The following is a 22299-nucleotide window of genomic DNA, read 5'->3' on the forward strand; positions in this document are numbered from 1 at the left end:
GCACCACGGACAACCTGATGGAGGCCGTCGGCCTGCACAAGGCGTACGGCCCGACCCCTGCCCTGGACGGCGCGGAGTTCGCGATCCGCGCCGGGGAGGTGGTCGCCGTCATGGGGCCGTCCGGCTCGGGCAAGTCGACGCTGCTGCACTGCCTGGCCGGCATCGTCCGGCCGGACTCCGGCAGCGTGCTGTACCGGGGACGCGACCTGACCGCGATGACCGACGCCGAGCGCAGCGCGCTGCGCCGCGGCGAGTTCGGCTTCGTCTTCCAGTTCGGCCAGCTCGTCCCGGAGCTGACCTGCGTGGAGAACGTGGCGCTGCCGCTGCGGCTGAGCGGCACCCGGCGCAAGGAGGCCGAGGCGCGCGCCTCGGAGTGGATGGCCCGGCTGGAGGTCGGCGAACTGGCGGGCAAGCGCCCCGGCGAGATCTCCGGCGGCCAGGGCCAGCGCGTCGCCGTCGCCCGGGCCCTGGTCACCGGCCCGCGGGTGATCTTCGCCGACGAGCCCACGGGCGCCCTGGACTCCCTCAACGGCGAGCGCGTGATGCGCATGCTCACCGACGCCGCCCGTGACACCGACGCCGCCGTCGTCCTCGTCACGCACGAGACGCGGGTGGCCGCCTACTCCGACCGCGAGGTTGTCGTGCGCGACGGCAAGTCCCGCGACATGGAGAGGGTGGCATGAGCACCACCGACCCGTCCCCGAACGGCGGCACCCTCGCCACCTGGGTCCGCGACCTCGGCCTGGGCGTCCGCTTCGCGGCGACCGGCGGCCGCGAGGGCTGGACCCGGACCCTGCTCACCGCGGTCGGCGTCGGGCTCGGTGTGGCGATGCTGCTGCTGGCGGCCGCCGTGCCGGCCATGATGAGCGCCCGCAACGACCGGGGATACGAGCGGGACTACTCCTGGTTCAACGACCCGCCCAGGCAGACCGCCAGCACAGTGCTGTACTCCTCGGCCGACACCAGCTTCCGCGACGACAGCATCCGCGGTCTGCTCCTCAAGGCCGACGGCGACCGGCCGGTGCTGCCGCCGGGCGTCAAGGCGATGCCCGCGTCCGGCGAGATGGTGGTCTCCCCCGCGCTGAAGAAGCTGCTCGACCAGCCCGGCAGCAAGCTGCTGCGGGGACGGCTGGACTACCGCATCTCCGGCGTCATCGGCGACCAGGGACTGCTCGGGCCCGCCGAGCTGGCCTACTACGCGGGGAGCGACAAGCTCGTCGCGCGGAGCCAGGACGGGTCCACCGGGAACGCCACCCGCATCCCGTACTTCGGGCGCGGTGAGGCGAAGCCCGAGCCCCTGGGCGGCGTACTGACCATGCTGGTCGTCATCATCGTCGTGGTACTGCTGATGCCGGTGGCCGTGTTCATCGGCACCGCCGTCCGCTTCGGCGGCGAGCGCCGCGACCGGCGGCTGGCCGCGCTGCGGCTGGTCGGCGCGGACAGCAGGATGACCCGGCGGATCGCGGCCGGGGAGGCACTGTTCGGATCCCTGCTCGGACTCGTCGTGGGCACGGGGATCTTCCTGGTCACCCGGCAGTTCTCGACCGATGTGACGCTGTACGACATCAGCGTCTTCCCGTCCGACATCACCCCCGGTCCCGGGCTGGCGGCCCTCGTGGCGATAGCGGTTCCCGGCGCGGCGGTCGCGGTCACCCTGCTGGCGATGCGCGGCATCGCCGTCGAGCCGCTCGGCGTGGTGCGCAAGGCCACCGCGCAGAAGCGGCGGCTGTGGTGGCGACTGCTGATCCCGCTGGCGGGCCTCGGACTGCTGGCTCCGCTGTTCGGGAGCATCTCCCAGACCACCTCGGTCAACCCCTACCAGGTGACCGCCGGCGTGGTCCTGCTGCTGGTCGGTCTCACCGCCGTACTGCCCTGGCTGGTCGAGTCGGTCGTCGGCCGCCTCCGCGGCGGCCCGCTGCCCTGGCAGCTGGCCACGCGGCGCGTCCAGCTCGACAGCAGTGCCGCCGCCCGCATGGTCAGCGGGGTCACCGTCGCCGTCGCGGGGGCGATCGCCCTCCAGTCGCTCTTCACGGGGGTGCAGAGCGACTTCGTCACGGCGACCGGCGACGACCCGGACCGTGCCCAGCTCACCATCACGCAGACCGTCGACAGCGGGTCCGAGGCGCAGCGCGTGGAGAAGGCCTTCGCCGACACCCCGGGCATCCGCGAGGTGCTCGGCGTCATCCAGGACGACGCCGTGCAGGGGAACGCCTCGACGCTGAAGTCCGAGGACATCCGGTACACGACCCTTGTCGTGGGCGACTGCCCGACGCTGCGCGAACTCGCCCGCGTCGGGGCCGGCTGCGCCGACGGCGACGTGTTCCTGGTCCAGGATCCCGGAGGCTACGGCGACATGAGCTTCGCCGAGCCCGGTGACACGCTCGACCTCAACACGCCGGTCTCGGACAAGTACACCGGCACGCCACAGCCGTGGCGCATCCCGGCCGACGCCCGCACGGCGCAGTCCCGCGTCTCGCCGGACGGGGACAAGACGTGGGGTGTGCTGGCCACCCCCGCCGCCCTCGACGTGGCGGCACTGCACTCGCCCGGCCTCCGGCTCATGCTCCGGACCGACCCGGGATCCCCGGACGCCGTCGAACACGCCCGCAACACCGCGGCGCGGATCGACCCCGCGCTCAGCGTCTTCGCGCTGACCGCCACCCACGAGTCCCGCAAGTTCACGACCATCCGGCGCGGGCTGTTCATCGGTGCCACGGCGACCCTGGCCCTGATCGGCGCCAGCCTGCTGGTCTCCATGCTGGAGCAACTGCGGGAGCGCAGGAGGCTGCTGGCCGTCCTGGTCGCCTTCGGCACCCGGCGTTCCGTGCTCGGACTGTCGGTGCTCTGGCAGACCGCGCTGCCGGTCGCCCTGGGGCTCGTCCTCGCCCTCGTCGGCGGTGCCGGTCTCGGCGCCGTCCTGCGGACGATGGTGGGTGAGAGCCCCCGCGTCGACTGGGCGAGCGTGGGCGTCATGACGGGCGCCGGCGCGGGGGTGGTCGTCCTGGTCACCCTGCTGAGCCTGCCGCCGCTGTGGCGCATGATGCGGCCGGACGGGCTGCGCACCGAGTGACCCCGGGCGGTTCGCCTGTCAGCGGGCGAACCGCACCGGAAGCGGTTTCAGGGCACCGCGCAGCGCGGAGGCGAAGGCCTCGAACTCCTCCGCGCGCGCGGTGCCCGCGCGCATCGCCAGCGCGATCCTCCGCGACGGCGCCGGGTCGGCGAAGAACCCCGTAGCCAGGTCCGCGCTGCGTCCGGTCTCCACCGGGACCGCCGTCCTCGGCAGCAGCGTCACCCCGAGCCCGCCGGCCACCAGCTGCACCAGCGTGGACAGTCCCGCCGCGGTCGTGGTGGCGGTGGCCCCCTCGGTGCGGCCCGCCTCCCGGCAGACGTCCAGCGCCTGGTCGCGCAGGCAGTGGCCCTCCTCCAGCAGCAGCAGGTCCAGCTGCCGCAGCGCCTCCCGGGGGATGTCCATCCGCCCGGCCAGCCAGTGGTCCCGCGGGGTGACCAGGACGAAGTCCTCGTCGAAGAGCGGCAGTTCGGCGACGGAGGGAACACCGAGCGGGACGGCGAGCAGCAGCAGGTCCAGCCGGCCCGCCGCGAGGCCGTCCAGCAGCGAGGACGTCTGCTCCTCGTGCACCTGGAGGTCGAGCTCCGGGTACGCGTCGTGGACCAGCCGCAGCACGGTCGGCAGCAGATAGGGCGCGACCGTGGGGATCACCCCGAGCCGCAGCACCCCGGTGAAGGGCGCGCGCGCCGCCTCCGCCTCGTCCAGCAGGTCGCCGAGCGCCTCCAGCACCGCCCGCGCCCGGACCGCGACGCGCTCCCCCGCCGAGGTCAGCAGCACCTTGCGGGTGGTGCGCTCCACGAGCACCACTCCGAGCGTCTCCTCCAGCGCGGCGACCGCCCCGGACAGCGCCGGCTGGCTCGTCCCGATCGCCGAGGCCGCGTCCCGGAAGTGCAGGTGCTCGGCGACCGCCGCGAAGGCCCGCAACTGGGACAGACTGGGCTGGCGCCGGCTCGCGCGCTGACTGCTGATAACCGCCTCCGATCAACCGCTTCCAGTCTAGTTGCGCGGGCGATCAATGGCCGCCGGATCCCGGCCGCCACCCGCACCCCTGTGGCACCGGTCACTCTGCGCAGCAGGTCGCCGTAACCTCACTGGTCGATAAGAGGGACCGATCAATGCGACCCGTCGGGACGATTTCACTGATCAGTGGGCTCATGGCAGGGTGATCGGGACCCATCGAGGGACCGCCGCGGCCACCCCGCGCCCGGGTCCCGACCCTCACTAGGAGTGTGCGTGCTCACCGTCGGTGACAAGTTCCCCCTGTTCGAACTGACCGCCTGTGTGGACCTCGACCCCGAGAAGGCCTTCGCCCAGATCGACCACAAGTCGTACGAGGGCAAGTGGAAGGTCTACTTCGCGTGGCCGAAGGACTTCACCTTCGTCTGCCCGACGGAGATCGCGGCGTTCGGCAAGCTGAACGACGAGTTCGCCGACCGTGACGCGCAGATCCTCGGCTTCTCCGTCGACTCCGAGTTCGTGCACCACGCCTGGCGCAAGGACCACGAGGACCTGCGCGACCTGCCCTTCCCGATGCTGTCGGACATCAAGCGCGAGCTGTGCACCGACCTCGGCATCCTCGGCGAGGACGGCGTCGCCCAGCGCGCCACCTTCATCGTGGACCCGAACAACGAGATCCAGTTCGTCATGGTGACCGCCGGCTCCGTCGGCCGTAACCCCAAGGAGGTCCTGCGGGTCCTCGACGCGCTGCAGACGGACGAGCTGTGCCCCTGCAACTGGAAGAAGGGCGACGAGACCCTCGACGTCGTCAAGCTGCTGGCCGGTGAGTGACCGTGGCGCTCGATGAGCTGAAGTCCGCGCTGCCGGACTACGCCAAGGACCTCAAGCTCAACCTGGGCTCCGTGATCGGCAACTCCGAGCTCCCGCAGCAGCAGCTGTGGGGCACGGTGCTGGCGACCGCGATCGCCTCGCGCTCGGCCGTCGTGCTGCGCGCGCTGGAGCCCGAGGCCCGGGAGAACCTCTCGCCGGAGGCCTACCAGGCCGCCAAGGCCGCCGCCGCCATCATGGCGATGAACAACGTCTACTACCGGACCCGGCACCTGCTGTCGGACCCGGAGTACGGCAACCTGCGGGCCGGTCTGCGGATGAACGTCATCGGCAACCCGGGCGTCGACCAGACCGACTTCGAGCTCTGGTCGCTGGCGGTCTCGGCGATCAACGGCTGCGGGATGTGCCTCGACTCGCACGAGCAGGTGCTGCGCAAGGCGGGTGTCGAGCGCGAGACGGTCCAGGAGGCCTTCAAGATCGCCGCCGTCGTGCAGGCGGTCGCGGCGACCCTGGACGCCGAGGCGGTCCTCGCCGCCGCGTGACGCGTGCTCCACGGGGCCCGGCCACCCTTGCGGGGGCCGGGCCCTTCGGCCGTCCCGCGTCAGGCGAGCCGCGCTCGACGCCGTGCACCGCCCGGGGGAAGTGCGGGGACTGCAGCAGCAGCCGCCAGGGGACCACGCCGTCTCGAAGGCGCGGGCCGGGCCGTGGGCGTCGGCGAGGCCGGCCTCCAGTGCCCTGACCCGCTGGGGCGGTCCTGGCCACACCCGGCTGCTCGAACATCTCGTCCCCTGCACCGGTCACGGTGCGATTCCCGGGGAGCGCACGCACGCGCGGCCGCCCCGAGGGGCGGCCGCGGCACCGGGTGGTCACGCCGTCAGGCGGTCCCCTCCGGCGCGCCGTCGGGCAGCCCCGGCGCGCCGACCGGTGCCACCTCGGCGGCCGTCGCGCCGTGCGGCGGGGGCTCGTCGGCCATCGCCGACTCCCGGGCGTGGACCCGCAGGTAGCCGACGACGGTGTTGGTGACCGCGACCAGCGGCACGGCGACGACCGCCCCGCCGATCCCGGCGATGAGCGAACCCGCCGCCACCGAGAGGATCACACCGAGCGGGTGCACCCGCACCGCCCGGCCCAGGATGAACGGCTGCAGGATGTGGCCCTCGATCTGCTGCACCAGCAGGACGACGACCAGCACCATCAGCGCCGTGAACGGACCCTCCGTCACCAGCGCCACCACCATCGCGATGGCGCCCGAGGCGACCGCGCCGACCAGCGGCACGAACGCGGCCAGGAAGATGATCACGGCCAGCGGCACCGCCATCGGCACCCCGAGGAAGAAGATGCCGATGCCGATGAAGATGGCGTCGATCAGGGCCACTATCACCGTGCCGCGCACGTAGAGGGTGAGCGTGCGCCAGGCCCGCGGCCCGGCACCGCCGAGCCCGTCGCGGGCGGCCACGGGGAAGAGCTTGAGGAACCAGTTCCAGATGTTCCGGCCGTCGTAGAGCAGGAACAGCGTGCTGAACATCGCCAGCAGGATGCCGGTGAGCATCTCCACCACGACGGTGACGCCCTGCAGCCCGGCGTCGGTCAGCGCCTTGGAGTTGGTGCCGATCGCCTCCTGGAGGTTCTTGGCGATCTGGTTGATCTGGTCCTCGGTCACGTGGAACGGGCTGTTGAGCAGCCAGCGCTTCAGCTCGGTGACGCCGTCCTGGAGGCTGTTGGAGAGGTTGTCGACGTTCTCCATGACCTGCCAGACCACGAACCAGCCGACCAGGCCCATCATCACGAAGCCGCCGATGAAGACGATGGCCGTGGCGAACCCGCGCGGCACCCCCAGCCGCTTCAGCCGGCCCACGAAGGGCTGCAGCAGCGCGGTGATCAGGAGCGCGGCGACGAAGGCGAGGACGACCAGCTGTATCGTGCCGATCACCCGCATCAGCACCCAGACGGTGCCGGCCAGCACCAGCAGCCGCCAGGCGAGTTCAGCGGCGACCCGCATGCTCCACGGCACCTGGGCGACCGGGTCGCCGGGGCCGGAGGCGCGCGGCACGTGCCGGCGCGCGACCTGCTCCTCCTGGCGGCGGGCCTCCTCGCGGGCGCCCGTGGCCGCGGCCCGGCGCTGCTCCTCCAGCCTCCCGGCGAGCTTGGCCAGCTCCGACGCCAGCCCGGAGCCCCATTGGCGCTTCTCCGACATCACTTCCCCTGTCCCCCGCCCCCCGGCCTGTCCGACCGCACCACCGTACGCGCAACAAGCCCCCGATCCCTCAAGGGGTCGGGGGCTCGTCGGCGTTTTGTGGACGGGCGGCCTAGTACCAGTGGTTGGCCTGCCAGAACGACCAGGCACCGCAGGGGCTGCCGTACCGGCTGTTCATGTAGTTGAGGCCCCACTTGATCTGGGTGCCGGGGTTGGTGCGCCAGTCGGCGCCCGCGGAGGCCATCTTGGTGCCGGGCAGGGCCTGGACGAGGCCGTAGGCGCCGGAAGAGGCGTTCGTCGCGGTGTAGTTCCAGCCGCTCTCACGGGTGACGATGTTGGAGAAGCACTGGTACTGGGAGGCGTCGCCGACGATCCCCTGCGCCATGGCCTGGACTTCGGCGACCGTGTACGAGGCCTTCACGACCAGCGCGGCGCGCTCGGCGGCGCGGGAGGCCTCCTTGGCCTTGCGGTCGGCCTCGGCCTTCTCCTCCGCCTTCTTGCGGGCGGAGGCGTCCTTGGCGGCCTGCTTGCGGGCCGACTCCTCCGCGGCCTTCTTGGCCCCGGCGTCGGCGGCGTCGGACTGCGCCTGCACCTGCTGGGTCAGGGAAGCCTGCTGAACCTGCTGTCCCGCGGGTATGTCCGCGAGGACGGTCGGCGCATCGGTGGCGGCGACGGGCTGTACGACGCCCTCGCTGCCGGAGGCGACACCGACGACGGCGCCCACAGTGGTGACCGCAGTGGCCGAAGCCACAGCGAATCCCCGGACCGAGATCCGGCTCACACGGTTTCCTTCCAGCGTCGCCCGCTTGGTGACCTCGCGGACGCGATCGTGCCCCTTCGCACTGGCTCCTACTGCACCGGTCACAGAAGCGCTGGCCCGGTGGGGCTCCCCCGACGGGGCGGGAGTCCGCTGTTTCAGCTCGGGCGGCCCACGGCGAACGCTGTTCAGTTCTGAGGTTCCGTACGTTTGCGGGTACGGGTGTGCCGAGGGCGGGGGCCTGACAGAACCGACAGCCTGCCGTAGCCGGACGCGTCAACGCAATTCCCCGTTGCGTGTCAAAGCTCACACGCCACGTGGGCCACAGAAATTTCCGTTACGCATCCGTAGCCTCCGCGGACAGCGCTAGGCTGCTGCGCCCTTGCGGCGCAGCAGCCTAGCGGACCGTCCAACTCGCCTGTTACGCCCGGCCGTCCTCCAGCATCTCCGTCACGAGCGCGGCGATCGGCGAGCGCTCGGAGCGGGTCAGGGTGATGTGCGCGAACAGCGGGTGGCCCTTGAGTTTCTCGACGACGGCGACCACACCGTCGTACCGACCCACCCTCAGGTTGTCGCGCTGGGCGACGTCATGGGTCAGGACGACCCGGGAATTCTGCCCGATACGGGACAACACGGTCAGCAGGACGTTGCGCTCCAGGGACTGCGCCTCGTCGACGATCACGAAGGCGTCGTGCAGGGAGCGGCCCCGGATGTGTGTGAGGGGCAGGACCTCCAGCATGCCGCGTGCCACGACCTCCTCGATGACCTCCTTCGACGTCACCGCGCCCAGGGTGTCGAAGACCGCCTGGGCCCACGGGCTCATCTTCTCGGCCTCCGAGCCCGGCAGGTAGCCGAGCTCCTGACCGCCCACGGCGTACAGCGGCCGGAAGACCATGACCTTCTGGTGCTGCTGACGCTCCAGCACCGCCTCCAGCCCCGCGCACAGCGCCAGCGCCGACTTGCCGGTGCCGGCCCGGCCGCCCATCGACACGATGCCGACGTCCGGGTCGAGCAGCAGGTCCAGCGCGATCCGCTGCTCGGCACTGCGGCCGTGGATGCCGAAGGCCTCCCGGTCGCCGCGCACCAGCCGGACCCGGCCGTCGGCCGTCACCCGGCCGAGCGCCTTGCCGCGCTCGGACTGCAGGACCAGACCGGTGTGCACCGGCAGCCCTTCCACATCGGGCAGGTCGACGGTCTCCGACTGGAAGAGCTCGTCCACCTCCTGGGCGGCGACCTGCAGCTCGTGCATGCCCGTCCACCCGGAGGTGATCGCCAGCTCGGCCCGGTACTCCTCGGCCAGCAGGCCGACGGAGGAGGCCTTGACGCGCAGCGGCAGGTCCTTGGAGACGACGGTGACGTCGTACCCCTCGGCCTGGAGGTTCCGGGCGACCGCGAGGATCCGCGAGTCGTTGTCGCCCAGCCGGAACCCCGCGGGCAGCACGCCCGGGTCCGAGTGGTTGAGCTCGACGCGCAGGGTGCCGCCCAGCTCGCCGATCGGGATGGGTGCGTCCAGCCGCCCGTACCGGATCCGGTACTCGTCGAGCAGCCGCAACGCCTGGCGGGCGAAGTAGCCGAGCTCGGGGTGGTGGCGCTTGGCTTCCAACTCGGTCACCACCACGACCGGCAGGACCACCTCGTGCTCGTCGAAGCGGAGGAGGGCATGCGGGTCGGCAAGCAGCACGCTGGTGTCGAGTACGTAAGTGCGCCGGTCGTGCTCACGGCGATTCTTGCTGGTCACCACGTGTGGACGAACCCCCTCGGAAGAGGTGCGGGTGCGACGGCGTCGCGCGGGACAGGGCCGGGACCGACCAGAAGGGCCGGACCGCGGCCCTTCGAGTCGACGCGGTCAATGCCGTCCGAGTCAAGGGTTGACAACGGCACGTCCGTGAGCAAGGGGCCTCCCGGGCGGACGGGCCAGGTGCCGTCCGCTTCTGTCCGACATCCATGGGCCGGATGTCGGTCTGACGGGTCTATTCCCTCGAAAGTGGAGGCCTATGCGACTGCATATGACAGGTGTTGGCCCGGGCCCTACCCTTGCCGTCCCGTCGCCGTCCGTTCCGGCGCCCTTAGCCGGGACGTAATCCGGCCACCGCGTCCTGCGCCGTTCACCGCGACCACGGTGTGGCGCGTCTCTCCCCGGTACCGCCGTTCGGGTGACCCCGGGAGCCGGGGTCCCGTGCTCAGGACCCGTAGCGCCGGTGCCGCGCCGCGTAGTCGCGCAGCGCCCGCAGGAAGTCCACCCGGCGGAACGCCGGCCAGAACACCTCGCAGAAGTAGTACTCCGAATGCGCGCTCTGCCAGAGCATGAAGCCCGACAGGCGCTGCTCGCCGGAGGTGCGGATGACGAGGTCGGGGTCGGGCTGGCCGCGGGTGTAGAGGTGCTCCGCGATGTGGTCGATGTCGAGGATCTCCGCGAGGTCCTCGATGGAGGTGCCGCGGCCGGCGTGCTCGTGGAGGAGGGAGCGGACCGCGTCGGCGATCTCCTGGCGGCCGCCGTAGCCCACGGCGACGTTGACGAGTATGCCCTCGACGCCCTCCGTGGCCTGTTCCGCCTCCTTGAGGACGGACTGGGTGCGGGCGGGCAGCAGGTCCTTCGCGCCGACGTGGTGGACGCGCCAGCGGCCGGTCGCGGCGAGGCCGCTGACCGCGTCCTCGATGATGCCGAGCAGCGGGACGAGCTCCTCCGCCGGGCGGTCGAGGTTGTCCGTGGAGAGCAGCCACAGCGTCACGACCCCGACGCCGGTCTCCTCGCACCAGCCGAGGACCTCGGTGATCTTGTCCGCGCCGGCCCGGTGGCCCTGCTCGGTCGTGCGCGCGGCAGCCTTGGCCCAGCGGCGGTTGCCGTCGAGGATGACGCCGATGTGCTTCGGGGCCTGGGCGAGGTCGAGACGACGCTCCACACGGTGGGCGTACAGGTCGGTCAACCTCAGACGTACCAGGTCGCGCAGATTCATTGGCGGGCCCCTCCTGCGGTCGTCACCCCCTCGCCACCCTACTGCGCCCGTCTGCGGGCCGCCGAACCGGGTGCGAGGCCGTGGACCACCGTCGTGATAGGACCGTTTCTGTGGATATTCGTTCTCTCTACCGCGCCGCCGACGAGCGCTACGACGCAATGGCGTACCGCCGTACCGGCCGCAGCGGCCTGAAGCTCCCCGAGATCTCGCTCGGGCTCTGGCACAACTTCGGCGACGACCGCACCCTCGACTCGCAGCGCGCCATCCTGCGCCGCGCCTTCGACCTCGGCGTCACCCACTTCGACCTGGCCAACAACTACGGCCCGCCCTACGGTTCGGCCGAGAGCAACTTCGGGACCATCCTCGCCCAGGACTTCCGGCCCTACCGCGACGAACTGGTCATCTCGACCAAGGCGGGGTACGACATGTGGCCCGGCCCGTACGGCGAGTGGGGCAGCCGCAAGTACCTGCTCTCCTCGCTCGACCAGTCCCTGGGGCGGATGGGCCTGGACTACGTCGACATCTTCTACTCGCACCGCCTCGACCCCGACACCCCGCTGGAGGAGACGATGGGCGCCCTCGCGTCCGCCGTCCAGCAGGGCAAGGCGCTCTACGTCGGCATCTCCTCGTACAGCGCGCAGCGCACCCGCGAGGCCGCCGGCCTGCTGCGCCAGATGGGTGTGCCGGCGCTGATCCACCAGCCCTCGTACTCGATGATCAACCGCTGGGTCGAGGACGACGGGCTGCTGGACGTCCTGGACGAGGAGGGCATGGGCTGCATCCCCTTCGTCCCCCTGGCCCAGGGCCTCCTGACGGACAAGTACCTGAACGGCATCCCCGAGGGTTCGCGGGCCGCCCAGGGCAAGTCCCTCGACCCCACCCTGATCACCGACGAGGTCGTGCGGCGGCTGCGCGGCCTCAACGACATCGCCTCCCGGCGCGGCCAGTCGCTGGCGCAGCTCGCGCTGAGCTGGGTGCTGCGCGACAGGCGGATCACCTCCGCGCTCATCGGGGCGTCGAGCGTCGCCCAGCTGGAGGCCAACGTCGCCGCGGTCGGTGCCGCCCCGCTGACGGCCGGGGAGCTCGCCGAGATCGACGAGTTCGCCCTCGAGTCGGGCGTCAACCTCTGGTCCCGCAGCAGCGACGCGTGACGACGGCGGGCGCCCTGGTCAGGACGGCAGCAGCGGTCCGGCCAGGGCGCCGGCCAGGATGAACGGCCCGAAGGGCAGCGGCGTTCGGCGGTCGGCGCGGCGGGCCGCCAGCAGCACCAGGCCCGTGACCGCGCCCAGCGCGAAGGCCGCGAAGGTGCCTACGGCGAGTGTCCCCCAGCCGTACCAGGCGAGGACCAGGCCCGCGGCGGGGGCGAGTTTGACGTCGCCGAAGCCCATGCCGTCCGGGTTGACCAGGTGCAGCACGAGGTAGAACAGGCCCAGCGCGACCGCCCCCAGCAGCGCCCGGGGCCAGGAGCCCTCGTGGCCCGGGAGCAGCGCGGCCACGCCGAGCAGCGCGGCCGTCCCCGCGGCGGCGGGCAGTGTCAGCACGTCCGGGAGCCGCAGCACCGTCAGGTCGACGCGGGCGAGCAGCACTCCGAGCGGGACGAGCAGCAGCCACACCGTCAGCTCGGGCCGCGGCCCGGTGGCCGCCGCCACCGCCGCGCAGACCACGGCGGTGAGCAGCGCGGAGCGCCAACCGGCCGCCAGGTGACCGGCGTTGCGCACCGGCCCCGCCCAGCCGCGCCACCCGGCCGGATAGGGCAGGTCCGCCGGGCACCGGGTCGGCCGGGGCTGCTCCGGCGCGACGGACAGCCGGTACGCCGCACGCGGCAGGGCGAGCCCCGTGACGGTTCCCCACACGACGGCCGCGGCGATCGGATAGACATGCATCGGGCCCGACCGTACACGGGCGCACCACGCGAAGGGACGTGAGCCGCATGGGTGACCTCCGCCGCGACGGGACCGGGCGGCTGCGCCTCGCCGGGGCCGGGGCCGGGGCCGGGGCCACAGGCGGTGCGGGGCGGGCGGAGGGCGAGGGGATACCGCTGGAGATCGCGGCCTCCTACCGGGCCCGCACCCGGGGACTGCTGGGCCGTACGGGGATCACCGGGGCGCTGCTGCTCACTCCCGCCGCGAGCGTGCACACCCTGGGCATGCGCTTCGCCATCGACGTCGCCTACCTCGACCGCCGGCTGCGGGTGCTCGCCGTCCGCACCATGCCGCCGGGCCGGCTCGGCCGCCCGCGGCTGCGGGCCCGTCACGTGCTGGAGGCGGAGGCCGGCGCGATGGCGGCCTGGGGCCTGGTGCCGGGTGCGGAGGTGACCGTGGAGAAGCAGGCGGGGCGGGACGGGGCGGGCGGGACCCGGTCCGGGGCCTAGAAGCCCTCGCCCCCGAAGCCGGCCGGGTCGGAGGCGCTGCCGAAGGCGTCGGCGAACTGCACACCACCGACGACCAGCACGATGCCCACGGCGACGAAGATCCCCAGGAACCCGAGCGTCAGCGCGAGTTGGCCGTACGGCACCCGGTAGCCGGCCGGGACGACCAGCGCCCGCTCCGGCGCCCCGGGGACGTAGGCGACCGTCAGGCGGTCGCCCTCGATCGTCGTGCCCGGCGCTCCCGGGTCCTCGAAGCGCACGTCGCGGCCGTCGGCGGTGCGGAACTCGAAGACGAAGTGCTGCCGCGAGCGGGTCGGGCCCTCGCCCGTCGAGCCCACGGTCGTGTACACCCGCACGCAACGCCCCTCGGCGCGCAGCCCGCCGTGCACGGCCCGCCGTATCCACAGCAGGCGGTGGCCGGCGCGCACCGCGATCCCCAGCGGTACGAGCGTGATCAGCACGGCCACCGCGGTGAAGACCACCGGTATCGCAGCGTCCATCGACATCCCCCGTCACTGCGAGGGGGCGCCCGCCCCCGTCGTCGTACGGAGACACCCGGCACGCCCGGGCGGTTCCCGCCGGGGCCGTCGCGGCCGGGCCCGCCGCGCGTGCGGCCCTTGCTGACGGGCTGAGGGGCGGGGGAAAGAAGACGGGCCGGTCCGCAGGGGGGGAGAGCGGACCGGCCCGAGGGGGGGGTCTCCAAGGTACCGCGCCGGAACCGCTCTCCCGGTCCAAGGTCATGAGGGAGATGTGAAGGTTCCCCCGAAGAAGTTGCGCGAACGGTGGGCGATTAGCCCGAATGGCCGGGAATAGTGCGACTCGCCCTCTCGCGCCACATCCGCACCGCACACGCTCCGTCACGGAACGCACCGGGTCCTTGGTGCGGAATTCAAGGGCCCTCTCGCCGGGCCTTACCCGTGTAGGTGAGCCGTCGGGTTGACCGCGGCCCGGCGCGTCGTCGTCGGCACGGCCGCGGGCGGGACGAGGACCGGCGACGCTACGACGGACGGAACGTGATCTCCACGCGGCGGTTCTGCTTGCGACCCGCCTCGGTGGAGTTGTCCGCGATCGGGTAGTCCTCGCTGTACCCGCGCACCTGGAACGAGTGGCCGGAGCTGCCGAGCGACCCGAGCTCCTCCGCGAGGATCTTGTAGACGGCGTCCGCCCGCTTCTTGGACAGCACCTTGCCGTGCTCGTACGAGCCCAGGTCGTCCGTGAAGCCGAAGACCCGAATCGGCTGCGTGACGCCCTTGGCGTCGATGTCGGCCGCGATGGCCTTGAGCCGGGCGGTCGCCGCCGCGTTCAGCTTGGCGCTGTCCTTGCCGAACAGGACGTCCGACTGGAGGGCGTAGGTGACGGACGAATTCGACTCCTCGTGCCGCTCCTCGCCGTCGTCGGCGGAAGCGTTCTCGGAGGATGACGCGTCGGTCACCGAGACGATGTCCAGCACCTTGGGCGGCGCCAGCGTCGCCCCCTCGGGCAGTTGCAGGTCCGCGTCGTCCGCGTCCACCTTCACGGGCGCGGACGGGGTGGGCCGCGCCGTCGGGTCGTCGTCCGCCCGCGCGGTCGCGGCGGTGAGCGGCGTGAGCACGAGCGCGAGGCCGAGCACGACCGCGACGCCGGGGCGGGTGTGCGGACGGGGACGGTGCACGGTTCACCCCTCCGCGATCGTGATCTTGGCCGGGGGCATCGTCGGCAGCTGGAACTCCATCTCGGTGGTGCCTTCCGGCGGCGCCGGGAACTGCGCGAAGAACGGCCTCGTCTCCTCGGGCCGGATGCCGATCAGCTTGGTCGTGCAGAGGCAGATACCGTCGGTGTCGCGGAGCACGTAGTAGCGCTTCTTGCCGACCGAGTCGACCAGCACGGCGCCCGCTACGGACGCTCCGGACTTGGCGACCGCGAGCTCGTCACCGCGCCAAGTGGCGGCGTTGAACGTATCGTCACCGTTGTTCGAGATCGAGCCCTTCACCGTGACGAAGCCGCCCGGATCCCGGGTCGCCTCGCTGATCGTGACGGTGATGTCCTTCGCGCCCTTCATCTGGGCGAGTATCTGCGTCGGCGTGTCGGACGTCGTCGGACTCGACTTCCCCGGGTTCCCCGGCGCACTCGTCTTCGCGGAGGGTGAGGCACCGGCCTTGCCCTCGTCGCCACCGCCACCGCAGCCCGCCAGAACCGCGGCAAGGGCCACGGCAACGGTGACTGCGGCCGGGCCATGCTTCTGGATACGCATCGGTCCCCCGTTCCTCACTCGCTGAGATGGACGGAGTAGAACTCCGCCAGGTTCAGGTCGAAGTCGTCGGCCGTCGTGTCCACGGTCAGCGGGTCGCCGTCGCAGATGAACATGACCTTGCTGCCGTCCTTCCCGTCGACACTGCAACGGCTGTCGACGACGGCTGTGGCCGTCGCGTGCGCCCTCATCGACGTGGTTTCCGGAATGGCGGACTCGCCTACGGTGCCAGAAGTCCGGAGAGCTACCGTGGCGCTGGCCGGACCGTCCACATGACACTCGTTGACCTCTGCGTCGTTCTGGGCGGCGTAGTCCTGCGCCGCCCCACAGGCATTGCCGCCCACCATCCCCTTCAGGGCCAGGAGATCCTCGATCACGTCAAGATCTCCTGCCTCCAACGCGTCGAGGAACGACTCGCGGACGCTGTCGCGAACCTCCCGCGCTGCCGCGAGGGCCGACGCGTCAGCCGCCGTCTGCGCCGTGTTGCGCACCGAGACTGCCTGCCCAACGGCGAAGTAGGCGAAGGCGAGGAAGAACAGCGCGGCGACAGCCACGATGTAGATCCCGAGGGTCTGGCCACCGTCGCCGCGCCCCCGCCCGGTCAGCCGGCGTCGACGATGTCCGAGATCTTGTCGAGGATTCCTTCGAGCACGGCGTCGCCTATGTCCGTCGTTCCCGCCAGCACACCGATGATGACCGCGATCACCACCGCGATGCCCAGGTACTCGAACGACGTCTGCCCCGAGTCGCCGCGGACGCGCATGCGCGTGCGCAGCGCGGTCAGTCGCTTCACAACCCACCTGCTCATCTTCCGTGCCCCAAACCGTAGTCACGAGACGTACGCCGGCCGCGCCCCTTGCGTCGGCCGGGGTCTGGCTATCGCCGCGGGCGGTCGCGGTGCCGGTGAGGTCCACGGCGCACCGCCTCCCATCGGGTCAACCCGCTGCGATTCGTGCCTGATTGCAGGTGCAAATGTGGTTGCGACTGCAAATGTACACCGCAACACTGGGCTCCGCACCCAATATGACGGCTCCCGTCACTACCCACCACCCGCACCGGAAATGCGTTCACCACCCCGTCACCCCCATCACCCCAGCAGGTCGCCGAAGTTGATGCGCGACCCGAGGATCGTGCCCGTCATCAGCAGGATCATCGTCGCGGGGACGAGGAGCGTGGTGACCACACCGGTCGCGCGCGGCACGGTGCGAGCCGCACGGCGGCGGGCGTTCTGGGCCTCGGTGCGCCGCATGTCCGTGGCGATCTGGAGCAGTGTGCGGGCGATGGGCGCGCCCAGTTCCTCGCCCTGCTGCAGGGCGGTGACGAACTGGCCCACCTGCTCGCTGCCGTTGCGCCTGCGCAACTGGTCGAAGGCGTCGCGGCGGCTCACGCCGACGTCCATCTGGCGCAGGGCGATGCGGATCTCGTCGCTCCAGGGGCCCTTGTAGACGGAGGCGACGCGTTCGAGGGCCTGGCGGAAGCCGAGGCCGGCGCTCACCACCACGGCGAGGACGTCGAGGAAGTCCGGGAGCGTGCGCTCGATCTCGTCGCGGCGCCTGCGGACGGCGAGCCGGATGCCGAGGTCCGTCCAGCCGAGGCCGTAGGCGATCATCAGGAGGGCGGCGAACCAGTGGCCGGCCTGGAGGAGCACCAGGGCCGCCAGGGCGCCGAGGGCGCCGTAGACGGCGCGGCGGGCGGCGTAGCGGTCGACGGTGAGGCCGTAGGGGTGGCCCGCGTGGTCGATGCGGGTGCGGATCCGGTTGACCCGGGCGGGGCCCATGAGGCGCAGCACCAGGGGCGCCCAGCGCATCCCGAGGCGGTCGACGGCGTTGCCGACCTTGGTGGTGCGGGTCCGCCCGACCTCCAGGGCCAGTTGGAGGTCGCCGGGCAGTTTGACCTCGGAGCGGTAGATGCCGATGCCGTAGCAGACGCCCACCACTCCGAGGGCGGCGACGGCGGCCAGCGCGACGGTGATCAACGGTCCTCCACCCCCCTCACACGTCGATCCGCGACATGCGGCGGATGAGCGCGAAGCCGACGACGTAGAGGCCCAGGGCGACGAGGACGGCGATGCGCCCGGCCCCGGAGCCGGTCATCGCGCCCAGCGATCCCGGCATGATCCGGTCGAGCAGCAGCAGCGACCCGACGCCGATGACGGGGACGGCGTACGCGGTGACCGTGACCTGGGACATCTGGGTGCGGATCTCGCGCCGGGTCTCCTTGCGCTCCTCCAGGGTCACCGTGAGGTTGCGCAGCGACTCCACCACCGAGCCGCCGGCCCGGGAGGACAGGACGAGCGTGGTGACCAGCACCACCAGTTCCCGGCTGGGCAGCCGCTCCTGCAGTTCGGCCATGGCGTCCTCGATGGAGTGCCCGAGCGTCATGGCGTCGGCGACCTTCCGCAGTTCCTCGCCGGCCGGGGCCTCCAGTTCCTCGGCCGCCATGCCGACGGCGGTGCGCAGGGCGAGCCCGGCCTGGGTGGCGTTGGCCAGGACGCGGGCGAGCTCGGGCAGCTGGGCGATGAAGCGCTCGGTGCGCACCCGACGCCGCCAGCCGAGGAAGGAGCTGACCGCCCAGGCCGCCAGGAGCGCGGCGATCGGTCCGAAGAAGGGCGCCAGCACGATGTCGGCGACCAGCCAGGCGCCGCCGACGACACCGAGAGCGGCCGCGGTGAACTGCCCCGGCGTCAGGCCGGTGCCGGTGGCGGCGAGCCGCGCGGCCAGCCGGCGGCCCCAGTCGGTGCGCCGGACCCGCCGGTCCAGGCCGGCGAAGGGCACGGCATGCCGATCCGCGGCCGGGACGTCGGCCAGCCGGTCGACGAGCGCGGCGCGGTCGGCGCGTCCGCCGCTCCAGGCGTGCAGGCCCCAGACGCCCAGCACCAGCGCGAGGCCGGTCACGCCGAGCACGGCCAGGGCCATCGTTGGCGTGTTCACTTCGCCTCCCTGCTCGACAGCTCCAGTTCCGTCTCGCCGATCCCGAACGCCGCCGGCACGGACTCGCCCGCCAGGTGGAAGCGTTCGGCCAGTTCACGCGGTACGGGCTGGTGGTGGAACCACCCCCGCACGATCCGGTCGGGCCCCATCGGCTCGGCGCGGAAGCGGGTCGCGGTGGTCAGCCGGAAGGCGTCGCGGCCGCGTGAGGACAGCACGGCAATCTCGGCGATCCGGCGGGTGCCGTCGACGTCGCGGCGCAGCTGGACGATGACGTCGACGGCGCTGTTGATCTGGTCGCGCAGCGCCTCGAAGGGGATCTTCACCTCCGACATGGAGGCCAGCGTCTGCAGCCTGAGCACCGCGTCCTCGGCGGAGTTGGCGTGCACCGTGGCCAGCGAGCCGTCGTGGCCGGTCGACATGGCCTGCAGCATGTCGAGGGTCTCGCCGCCGCGGACCTCGCCGACGATGATCCGGTCGGGGCGCATGCGCAGCGAGTTCCGCACGAGGTCGCGGATGGTGATCCTGCCCTGCCCCTCGACGTTGGGCGGCCGGCTCTCCAGGCGTACGACGTGCTCCTGCTGGAGCTGGAGTTCGGCGGCGTCCTCGACGGTGATGATGCGCTCGCCGTCCGGGATGAGCCCGGACAGCGAGTTGAGCAGCGTGGTCTTGCCCGAGCCGGTGCCGCCGCTGACGATGATGTTGAACTTGGCCCGCACGAGCGCGGAGAGCAGCATCAGCATGTGCTCGTCGAGGGTGCCGAGGCCGATCAGCTCGTGCAGGGCGTAGGCGCGGGGGAAGCGGCGGATGGTGAGGACGGGGCCGGTCAGCGACAGCGGCGGGATGATGACGTTGACACGCTCGCCGGAGGGCAGGCGGGCGTCCACCATCGGATTCGACTCGTCCACCCGGCGGTTGACGGTCGACACGATCCGTTCGATGGTCTGCAGCAGCTGCTCGGGGCTGCTGAACCGGGCGGCGACGGGCTCCACCCGGCCGGCGCGCTCGATGTAGATGCGGTCCGGGCCGTTGACCATGATCTCGGTGATGGAGGCGTCCTCCAGCAGCGGTTCGAGGATGCCCAGGCCCAGGGCCTCGTCCACGACCCGGCGGATGATGCCGGTGCGCTCCTTGGTGGAGAGAACCGGGCCCTCGCGGCTGATGATGTGGCCGAGGACGCGTTCCAGGCGCACCCGGCGCTCGGCGGCGGCGAGGGAGGACATCTCGGCGAGGTCGATCTCCTGGAGGAGCTTGGCCCGGTAGACGGCGACGAGGTGGCCCTCCTGCGTCTGCGGGGTGGCGGAGTCCTCGTTCGCGGCGATGCGGTCGCGCAGGCTCATTCGTCGGCCCCTTCGTCGTCCTCCCTGGGCATCGTGGCGGTCCGGGTGACGGAGCCGGGGCTGAGGCCCGGGAGCACCGACGGGATCTCCACGGTCGCCGTCGCCTGCACCGCGTCCCCGCTGTCGCCGGTGGTGCCGATCTGCGTACCGTCCTGCAGCCAGGAGCTCACCGCCCGCGTGCCCGCGACGGAGCCGCTCACCGGGGGGTCGTGCAGCGCCGCCATGCGCGCGGCGGCGCGGGCGGCCGTGCCGGCCTGCGCCGCGGTGTAGGCGGCGAGGCCCAACTGCACGCCCGCGAGGGCGATCAGCAGCAGGATCGGCAGCATCCCCAGGAACTCCAGGGAGGCGCTGCCGCGGTCGCGGGTGCGGGGGTGGGCGCGGCGGGTCCGGGCCGTCACGGTGCGACCGCCTCTTCGTCGACGGCCGAGGCGTGGCCGTGGACGGTCAGCGGGAAGTCGATCGCGCCGGGGAAGAGGACGGGGACCCTCAGGCCCACGGTGACCCCGACCATGCCGTCGGTCCCGGTGGTGCCGAAGTCCTCGATCCGCCAGGCGCCCGGCAGGTCCTCGGCGGCCGCCGCCCGGGCGTCCTCGCCGACCGCCGCCGCGCGGGCGGCCCGGTCGGCGGCGTGGCCGGCGAGGGTGAAGGTGTACCCGGTCAGCACCGCCTGCCAGACCAGGACGAGCACCAGCAGGATCAGCGGTGTCATGCCGAGCGTCTCCAGGGTGACCTGGCCCTGTTCACCGCGGCCCCGGCGGCCCCGGCGGGGCGGCACGGCGTGCCCGGGACCCGTGAGGCCGATCTCCGCGGCGAGCGTCCACACGCCCTGCTTGACGGTGGAGCGGTTGTCGAGGTCCTGCAGCCGTCCGGCGTCCACCACCGCCTGCAGTTCCCGGAAGGCGGCGGGGACCACGGCGGAGGCGATCCGCGTGCCGGTGATCCGGGCGATCAGCGAGGGCTGTATCTCGCTGCCGCGGGTGTGCCGGTTGACGGCGGCGACGACGTCCTGGGGCTTGCGGATCTGCAGCCGGTCCCACATGCGCACCATGCGCTTGGCGGCGCGCACGGCGACCACGTCGGGCGTGGTGACCAGCAGCGCGGTGTCCGCGGTCTCGACGGCGACCGCGTTGGCGCCGGTCATCTGGGTGCCGCAGTCGACGACCACGACCTCGTACCGCTGCCGCAGTGCGTGCAGTACGTGCCGGGCGGCGCGGTCGGTGACCTCCTCGCCGCGTTCCCCCTCGCCGGGCGCGAGCAGCAGCGCGGGCCCGGACTCGTGGGCGTACATGGCGTCCTGCAGCACGCGGGTGGTCACGTCGGCGATGTCCGCGAGGTCGGCCACCGAGCGGCGGAACTGGACGTCGAGGTAGGAGGCGACGTCTCCGCCCTGGAGGTCGAGGTCGACCAGGGCGGTGGACTTGCCGGCGGCCTGCGCGGCGAGGGCGAGCTGAACGGCGACGACGGTGGTGCCGACCCCGCCCTTCGCTCCGGCCACGGCGACCAGCCTGCCCCCGGGCACGGCGGGCAGTGCGGGCTGCTGGGGGCTGAGGTGGCGGCGTACGCCGGCCGCCCAGGCGGCGGCCGCCTCGACGCGGGTGCCGAGTTCGTCGTACGACAGCGGCACCCCGGCGACGCCGCGCGCCCCGGCGTCCATGGCGCCGGACAGGACGGCCGGGCTCGGGTCGGCGGTGAGCAGGATGACGCCGACCGCGGGGAAGCGGAGCGCGATCTCGCGGACGACCTCGAGCGCGGGCACCGGGGTGATCCGGTCGTGGACGACGACGACCTCGGGCAGTTCGTCGACCCCGGTCTCGGCGGCGCGCGCGAGGACGTCCAGCAGCGTGGTGGAGTCCGGGAGCGCCGGTCCGGGTTCGGCTCCCGGCAGCTGGTGGAGGACCCCGGTCAGGGCCCGGGCGGTGTCGGGGTCGGGGGTGCCCGACAGGATGCGTACGCCGGTCACGAGGCGGCTCCGTCGCGGGCGAGGGTGTAGGTGCGGTCCCGTTCGGCGGGGGCGGTCGCGTCCCCCGGGGCGACGAGGGCGAGGCGTACGTGCCGGGCGAAGGACTCGGCGAAGGCGACCCGCTGGGCGTCCGCGGCGCCGAGGGCGAAGGTGATGGGGACTCCCTGGCTGCTGACGCGGCGGTTGTCGGCCCCGGTGTCGAAGGCCTTGATCTCGCCGACGTCGATGACCCGGGCGCCCGCGACGATGATCTTCGAGACCTCCGGGTCGGTGTCCCTGCGCGGTGCGAAGGTGGCGAAGATGTTGACCCTCGCCCCCGGGGTGATCTTCCCGGCGACGCCGGTCTCCGCGTCGATCATGATCGCGATCTCCATCTGCCCGGCCTGCAGCGCGGGCCGTTCGGCGACCATGTCCGTCTGCAGCAGCGAGCCGCGGTGCAGCGGGACGGCGGCTATCTTGCCGTCCAGCCGGCCGAGATCGCGGACGGCGGTGGCGGGCAGCCACCGCTCGGGTATCCGGACCGCCTGCAGTTGGCCGCGGCCGACGGCCTCGTACGCGGGCACGTCCGCGGCCAGCCGGTACGCGGTCACCTTCGGCCCGACCTGGGAGCGGGCGTCCCCGATGACGCTGACGACCCCGGCGAACGCGGCGAGCGCGCACAGCGCGGAGACCACGAGGAGGACGACGCCGCGACGCTGACGTGAGTTCATAGAGGTGGGG

23 protein-coding genes are annotated in these 22299 nt (G+C 72.4%); 6 read left to right on the plus strand and 17 right to left on the minus strand.

Annotated elements, in window-relative coordinates:
- The first annotated feature begins 17 nt into the window (after positions 1-17).
- Together OIE69_RS16345 and OIE69_RS16350 are read left to right on the plus strand one after the other, a co-directional pair.
- The gene (locus OIE69_RS16345; protein WP_392567661.1) at positions 18-683 is read left to right on the plus strand and encodes an ABC transporter ATP-binding protein; all 666 of its coding nucleotides are present in this window, start codon (positions 18-20) and stop codon (positions 681-683) included.
- Positions 680-3070, plus strand: a complete 2391-nt coding sequence (locus OIE69_RS16350; protein WP_326572663.1) for an FtsX-like permease family protein — start codon at positions 680-682, stop codon at positions 3068-3070. Before OIE69_RS16345 ends, OIE69_RS16350 begins: the two co-directional genes overlap by 4 nt.
- 18 nt (positions 3071-3088) lie before the next feature.
- Here the strand turns inward: OIE69_RS16350 and OIE69_RS16355 are convergent, their stop codons facing one another.
- Entirely contained in the window at positions 3089-3991 is a 903-nt protein-coding gene (locus OIE69_RS16355; protein ID WP_326572664.1) for a hydrogen peroxide-inducible genes activator, read from the minus strand.
- 309 nt (positions 3992-4300) lie between these two features.
- Between OIE69_RS16355 and OIE69_RS16360 the strand changes: the two genes are divergently transcribed.
- Positions 4301-4855 carry a peroxiredoxin gene (locus tag OIE69_RS16360; protein ID WP_326572665.1) on the plus strand — a complete coding sequence of 185 codons (555 nt, stop codon included), beginning with the start codon at positions 4301-4303 and terminating at the stop codon, positions 4853-4855.
- A gap of 2 nt (positions 4856-4857) precedes the next feature.
- Positions 4858-5394: an alkyl hydroperoxide reductase gene (locus OIE69_RS16365; RefSeq protein WP_326572666.1), complete on the plus strand. Its 537-nt coding sequence runs from the start codon at positions 4858-4860 to the stop codon at positions 5392-5394.
- Positions 5395-5726: 332 nt separating this feature from the next.
- Here the strand turns inward: OIE69_RS16365 and OIE69_RS16370 are convergent, their stop codons facing one another.
- The 4 genes from OIE69_RS16370 to OIE69_RS16385 all read right to left on the minus strand — a co-directional run bounded on the left by OIE69_RS16370 (position 5727) and on the right by OIE69_RS16385 (position 10757).
- Positions 5727-7046 (minus strand): AI-2E family transporter, encoded by a 1320-nt coding sequence (locus OIE69_RS16370; RefSeq protein WP_326572667.1) that lies wholly within the window; start codon positions 7044-7046, stop codon positions 5727-5729.
- A 112-nt stretch (positions 7047-7158) separates the two neighbouring features.
- Positions 7159-7827, minus strand: a complete 669-nt coding sequence (locus OIE69_RS16375; RefSeq protein WP_326572668.1) for an aggregation-promoting factor C-terminal-like domain-containing protein — start codon at positions 7825-7827, stop codon at positions 7159-7161.
- Positions 7828-8224: 397 nt separating this feature from the next.
- On the minus strand, positions 8225-9544 hold the full coding sequence (locus OIE69_RS16380) for a PhoH family protein (RefSeq protein ID WP_089224262.1): 1320 nt from the start codon (positions 9542-9544) through the stop codon (positions 8225-8227).
- A 439-nt stretch (positions 9545-9983) separates the two neighbouring features.
- Positions 9984-10757: an isoprenyl transferase gene (locus tag OIE69_RS16385; protein WP_018561388.1), complete on the minus strand. Its 774-nt coding sequence runs from the start codon at positions 10755-10757 to the stop codon at positions 9984-9986.
- A 110-nt stretch (positions 10758-10867) separates the two neighbouring features.
- On the opposite strand from OIE69_RS16385, the gene mgrA reads away from it, so the two are divergent.
- On the plus strand, positions 10868-11908 hold the full coding sequence (mgrA, locus tag OIE69_RS16390; RefSeq protein ID WP_326572669.1) for an L-glyceraldehyde 3-phosphate reductase: 1041 nt from the start codon (positions 10868-10870) through the stop codon (positions 11906-11908).
- Positions 11909-11926: 18 nt separating this feature from the next.
- Here mgrA and OIE69_RS16395 read toward each other — a convergent pair whose 3' ends face one another.
- Positions 11927-12640: an A24 family peptidase gene (locus OIE69_RS16395; RefSeq protein ID WP_326572670.1), complete on the minus strand. Its 714-nt coding sequence runs from the start codon at positions 12638-12640 to the stop codon at positions 11927-11929.
- A gap of 47 nt (positions 12641-12687) precedes the next feature.
- On the opposite strand from OIE69_RS16395, the gene OIE69_RS16400 reads away from it, so the two are divergent.
- Positions 12688-13128: a DUF192 domain-containing protein gene (locus OIE69_RS16400; protein ID WP_326572671.1), complete on the plus strand. Its 441-nt coding sequence runs from the start codon at positions 12688-12690 to the stop codon at positions 13126-13128.
- On the opposite strand, the gene OIE69_RS16405 is transcribed toward OIE69_RS16400, so the two are convergent.
- From OIE69_RS16405 to cpaB, 11 genes are all read right to left on the minus strand, one after another.
- A complete protein-coding gene (locus tag OIE69_RS16405) occupies positions 13125-13625 on the minus strand; it encodes a DUF3592 domain-containing protein (protein ID WP_326572672.1) in 501 nt (166 codons plus the stop codon). The genes OIE69_RS16400 and OIE69_RS16405 overlap by 4 nt on opposite strands.
- 497 nt (positions 13626-14122) lie before the next feature.
- Positions 14123-14776 carry an OmpA family protein gene (locus OIE69_RS16410; protein ID WP_326572673.1) on the minus strand — a complete coding sequence of 218 codons (654 nt, stop codon included), beginning with the start codon at positions 14774-14776 and terminating at the stop codon, positions 14123-14125.
- 3 nt (positions 14777-14779) lie between these two features.
- Positions 14780-15163, minus strand: coding sequence for a hypothetical protein (locus OIE69_RS16415; RefSeq protein WP_326572674.1), 384 nt, complete (start codon positions 15161-15163; stop codon positions 14780-14782).
- 206 nt (positions 15164-15369) lie between these two features.
- Positions 15370-15957, minus strand: coding sequence for a pilus assembly protein TadG-related protein (locus tag OIE69_RS16420; protein ID WP_326581198.1), 588 nt, complete (start codon positions 15955-15957; stop codon positions 15370-15372).
- Positions 15954-16160 carry a hypothetical protein gene (locus OIE69_RS16425; RefSeq protein ID WP_326572675.1) on the minus strand — a complete coding sequence of 69 codons (207 nt, stop codon included), beginning with the start codon at positions 16158-16160 and terminating at the stop codon, positions 15954-15956. The genes OIE69_RS16420 and OIE69_RS16425 overlap by 4 nt, the downstream gene beginning before the upstream one ends.
- Before the next feature lie 279 nt (positions 16161-16439).
- Positions 16440-17324, minus strand: coding sequence for a DUF5936 domain-containing protein (locus tag OIE69_RS16430; protein WP_326581199.1), 885 nt, complete (start codon positions 17322-17324; stop codon positions 16440-16442).
- A 19-nt stretch (positions 17325-17343) separates the two neighbouring features.
- Positions 17344-18267, minus strand: a complete 924-nt coding sequence (locus OIE69_RS16435; RefSeq protein WP_326581201.1) for a type II secretion system F family protein — start codon at positions 18265-18267, stop codon at positions 17344-17346.
- Between the two features lie 11 nt (positions 18268-18278).
- On the minus strand, positions 18279-19619 hold the full coding sequence (locus OIE69_RS16440) for a CpaF family protein (RefSeq protein WP_326572676.1): 1341 nt from the start codon (positions 19617-19619) through the stop codon (positions 18279-18281).
- Positions 19616-20017 (minus strand): TadE/TadG family type IV pilus assembly protein, encoded by a 402-nt coding sequence (locus OIE69_RS16445; protein ID WP_326572677.1) that lies wholly within the window; start codon positions 20015-20017, stop codon positions 19616-19618. The genes OIE69_RS16440 and OIE69_RS16445 overlap by 4 nt, the downstream gene beginning before the upstream one ends.
- Positions 20014-21579 carry an AAA family ATPase gene (locus tag OIE69_RS16450; RefSeq protein ID WP_326572678.1) on the minus strand — a complete coding sequence of 522 codons (1566 nt, stop codon included), beginning with the start codon at positions 21577-21579 and terminating at the stop codon, positions 20014-20016. The genes OIE69_RS16445 and OIE69_RS16450 overlap by 4 nt, the downstream gene beginning before the upstream one ends.
- Entirely contained in the window at positions 21576-22289 is a 714-nt protein-coding gene (gene cpaB, locus OIE69_RS16455) for a Flp pilus assembly protein CpaB (protein ID WP_089224275.1), read from the minus strand. Before cpaB ends, OIE69_RS16450 begins: the two co-directional genes overlap by 4 nt.
- Positions 22290-22299 lie beyond the last annotated feature (10 nt).

The sequence above is a fragment of the Actinacidiphila glaucinigra genome (assembly GCF_035918135.1).
In the GTDB taxonomy this organism is placed as follows: domain Bacteria; phylum Actinomycetota; class Actinomycetes; order Streptomycetales; family Streptomycetaceae; genus Actinacidiphila; species Actinacidiphila glaucinigra.